Genomic DNA, 3,835 nt, shown 5'->3' with positions numbered 1-3,835 from the left:
GCCGGCTCAGGCGCTGGACCTGCTGGGCCAGCAGCTGGACGCCCTGACCGGGGGTGCTGGGCGGCCTGTCTTCGGGCTGCGCGCCGGCCGAACTGATCGCCGCGATTCCCCTGTCCGACATGGCGGACCGCCTGCGCGCCGATCCCACCAGCCCGGGGTTGCGGCCGCCGCGGGCGAAGTCGTCCTGTTCGAGTGAGCTGAAGGCCGTGGCCAATCCCGGACGGGTCAATCTGGAGCATTCGTCGGTCTTGCTGATCGACGACAACATGAAGTCGCTGGACATGCTCAGCTCGATCTTTCACGGCTTCGGCGTGAAGGAGCAGATCAAGTGCGAGAGCGCGCTGGAGGCCTCCGAGATCCTGAAGCGCCGGACGATCGACCTGATTCTGGTCGACTGCTCCATGCCCGAGATGGACGGCTACGACTTCACCCGCTGGGTCCGGCGCGAGACCCCGGCTCCGGTGCGGTTCACCCCGGTCATCATGCTGACCGGCCACGCGGCCCAGTCCAGCATCCAGAAGAGCCGCGACTGCGGGGCCAGCTTCGTGGTCGCCAAGCCCCTGACCCCGACCGTGCTGCTCAAGCGCATCCTGTGGCTGGGCGCCGACGAGCGGGAGTTCGTCGAGTGCGACGGCTACGTCGGCCCGGATCGGCGCGTGCGGAACTTCGGGCCCCCGCTGGGCCAGCCCGGCCGCCGCGCCGGCGACCTGTCCACCCACGTGGGCGAGGCCAGCGAAGCCAACATGGATCAGGCCGACATCGACATGCTGATGAAGCCCCGCCGCGTCGCCCTGTAAGGACCCCGCCATGACCGCTCCCCGCACCTTCAAGGTCGAGACGCCGCTGGCCCGCCAACTGGCCCGTCCGGGCGGACGCTCGATCGCCGAGGCCCAGCGCCGGGCGCTGGAGGGGCTGGAGACTCATCGCGAGAGCACGCTGGCGGACCTCGGCCGGCTGATCGATCAGCTGGAGGCGCTCTGCGCCGAGCGGGCGCCGCAGAGCGCGGATCAAGTCTATGAACGCGCCGCCGCGCTGGTCGATCTAGCCGGCTTCTTCGACACCGGCCCGCTGTACGAGGCGGGGTACAGCCTGTGCGAGCTCAGCGACCGCCTGCGGACCTCCGGCGCCTGGAACTGGTCGGCGGTCGGGGTGCATGTGCAGGCGCTTCGCCTGATTCACGCCGGCGGCTGCAAGGCCGACGACGACGCCCGGGTGCTGCTGCAGGGGCTGCAGAGCGTGCTGGCGGCGGCCGGTCCGGCCCGCTGAGCGGGTTGGCGGGCGATACGCCGGGAATTCGGAACCTCCGGGGGCGGGGCGACGGCCTTCCGGATCGAGCGTGGCGGACAGAGAGGGATTCGAACCCTCGGTACGCTTTCACGTACACACGCTTTCCAAGCGTGCGCGATCGACCACTCCGCCACCTGTCCGTTTCCACGACGTCGCCCGAAGGCTTTCGTGCTTCGCCGGACGGTCGATCCGGCGAGGGCGCTGATTAGAACAGTCGGCCCCCCTCGGCAAGCGCCGTCTCAAGGCCCATATGGGCGGAAACGATCCGTCCGGAGTTCCGCCATGCTGAGCCAGAAGACCACCATGCCCGCGCCCGACGCCGCCCTGCCGGGGCGGGCGACGCCGCTGCCGACCGACGAGGTCCATTTCGTCAGCGGCCGCCGCTGAAAGGGCCGCATCCGGAGGGCTTCCAGACCGCCCTCTTCGGCATGGGCTGCTTCTGGGGCGTGGAGCGGGTGTTCTGGCAGCTGCCGGGCGTGTGGGTGACCTCGGTCGGCTACTCGGGCGGGTACACCCCCAATCCGACCTATGAAGAGACGTGCACGGGCCGCACCGGCCACGCCGAGGTGGTGCAGGTGGTCTTCAATCCGCACGAGATCAGCTACGGCGAGCTGCTGAAGGCGTTCTGGGAGAACCACGACCCGACCCAGGGCATGCGCCAGGGCAACGACATCGGCACCACCTACCGCTCGGCCATCTACTATCTGGACGACGAGCAGCGCGCCGAGGCCGAGGCGTCGCGCGACGCCTACCAGGCCGCGCTGACCCAGGCGGGCCGGGGAACGATCACCACCGAGATCGCGCCGGCCGGCCCCTACTATTTCGCCGAGGACTACCACCAGGGCTACCTGGCCAAGAACCCCGCCGGCTACTGCGGCATCGGCGGGACGGGCGTGACCTGTCCGATCGGCGTCGGCGTGAGCGCCTGACCATGGACAGGGAGGGGATCGGCAAGGCCTGCCTGGCGCTGCCGGGCGCGACGCTGGACCATCCGTTCGGCGACCATCACGACGCCTACCGCATCGGCGGCAAGATGTTCGTGATGGTCGGCGAGCAGGGCGGCGTGTCGTTCAAGGTCTCGGACATCGCCTACGAGGTGCTGACCGAGGAGGGCCGGCCCGGCCCGCGCCCTATCTGCGCGCGCCAAATGGGTGAACCTGCCCGACCCGTCGCCTGGCCGGACGACGAACTGGCCGAGCATTTCGCCATCGCCCATTCCATCATCGCGGCGAAGCTGACGAAGAAGCAGCGGGTCGAGCTGGGCCTGAGCTAAGGTCGATCCGCAGCTGCTCCGTCATTCCCGGCCTCGTGCCGATAATCCATCAACACGAACGGTTCTGGATCGAGCCGTCACCCTCGTTTCAGTGATCATGGATGGCCGGGACAAGCCCGGCCATGACGGGGTTGGGGGGCGAGCAGCGCGAGCGGTATCCCGGTTGAACTTAGTTCGCGTGCCGGGACTTCTCCTCGGCGATCCACCGGTCCATGCGACGGTCCAGCAGGGCCATCGGCAGGGGGCCGTCGACCAGTAGGGCGTCGTGGAAGCGGCGGACGTCGAAACGGTCGCCCAGTTCGCGCTCGGCCCGCGTCCGGATGGCGCGCAGCCGGATCTCGCCGACCTTGTAGGCCGTCGCCTGGCCCGGCCAGCCGATGTAGCGCTGCAGCTCGGTCTCGATGTTGTGGGGGGCCAGGGCGGAGTTGTCGCGGAAGCAGGCGCGGGCCTGCTCGATGTCCCAGCCCAGCCAGTGGATGCCGGTGTCGGCCACCAGGCGGCACGCCCGCCACATCTCGTAGGACAGGCGGCCGAACCGTTCGTAGGGCGTGCGATAGAAGCCCATCTCCTCGCCCAGGAACTCGGAATACAGACCCCAGCCTTCGACGAAGGCGGTGACGTCGACGCTGCGGCGGAAGTAGGGGCCTTCCTCGGCCTCCTGCTGCAGGGCGATCTGCAGGTGATGGCCGGGCACCGCTTCATGCAGCGTCAGCGCCGGCAGTTCGTAGAGGGGCCGCTGATCCAGCCGGCTGGTGTTGACCATGTAGCCGCCGGCGACGCCGTTCTCCATCGAGCCGGGGAAGTAGCGGCCCGTGGTGTAGTTGGCCTCGATCTCGCGAGGCACCTCGCGCACGCCATAGGGTGTCCGAGGCAGGGTTCCGAACAGGGCCGGCAGGCCGTCATCGGACCGCTTGGCCATCTCGGAGGCCTTCTCCATCAGGTCCTCGCGGGTGGTCGCGTAGAACTGCGGATCGGTGCGCAGGAAGTTCAGGAACGAGGCGAAGTCGCCCGTCCAGGCGGCGGCCTGCATTTCGGCGTCCATCCGGGCGCGGATGCGGGCGACTTCCTGTTGGCCCAGGGCGTGGACCTGGTCGGGGGTCATGTCGGTGGTGGTGTAGCCCCGCACCAGATAGGCGTAGATTTCGCGCCCCGCCAGGACGATGGACGAGGCCCAGGCTCTCGGGCGCGCGGGGCAGGTAGTCCTCGCGCAGGAAAGCGGGCCCAAAGCGCGGCGCTGGGGGCATGATCCCGTCGGCCACGGCGCGGGCGGCGCGG

The 3,835-nt window shown here is 69.4% G+C and carries 4 protein-coding genes, 1 tRNA gene and 1 pseudogene; 4 read left to right on the top strand and 2 right to left on the bottom strand.

What is annotated here, in order from left to right; all coding sequences use genetic code 11:
* Nucleotides 1–119: 119 nt before the first annotated feature.
* Entirely contained in the window at nucleotides 120–797 is a 678-nt protein-coding gene (locus AC2W7C_RS14610) for a response regulator (RefSeq protein ID WP_486002071.1), read from the top strand.
* 10 nt (nucleotides 798–807) lie between these two features.
* Nucleotides 808–1,266, top strand: a complete 459-nt coding sequence (locus tag AC2W7C_RS14605; RefSeq protein WP_486002070.1) for a chemotaxis protein CheE — start codon at nucleotides 808–810, stop codon at nucleotides 1,264–1,266.
* A gap of 71 nt (nucleotides 1,267–1,337) precedes the next feature.
* On the opposite strand, the gene AC2W7C_RS14600 is transcribed toward AC2W7C_RS14605, so the two are convergent.
* A tRNA-Ser gene (locus tag AC2W7C_RS14600) sits at nucleotides 1,338–1,427 on the bottom strand.
* A 142-nt stretch (nucleotides 1,428–1,569) separates the two neighbouring features.
* Here AC2W7C_RS14600 and msrA point away from each other — a divergent pair.
* Nucleotides 1,570–2,216 (top strand): annotated as a pseudogene (gene msrA / locus AC2W7C_RS14595) (peptide-methionine (S)-S-oxide reductase MsrA).
* Nucleotides 2,217–2,218: 2 nt separating this feature from the next.
* Nucleotides 2,219–2,560, top strand: a complete 342-nt coding sequence (locus AC2W7C_RS14590) for an MmcQ/YjbR family DNA-binding protein (protein ID WP_486002069.1) — start codon at nucleotides 2,219–2,221, stop codon at nucleotides 2,558–2,560.
* 169 nt (nucleotides 2,561–2,729) lie between these two features.
* On the opposite strand, the gene AC2W7C_RS14585 is transcribed toward AC2W7C_RS14590, so the two are convergent.
* Nucleotides 2,730–3,835: DUF885 domain-containing protein (locus tag AC2W7C_RS14585; protein WP_486002068.1), on the bottom strand; the 1,106-nt coding region annotated here is incomplete at its 5' end.

The sequence above is a fragment of the Brevundimonas sp. CURTG3B2_SDJG genome, assembly GCF_057364705.1.
This window is presented reverse-complemented; position numbering and strand designations above follow the sequence as displayed.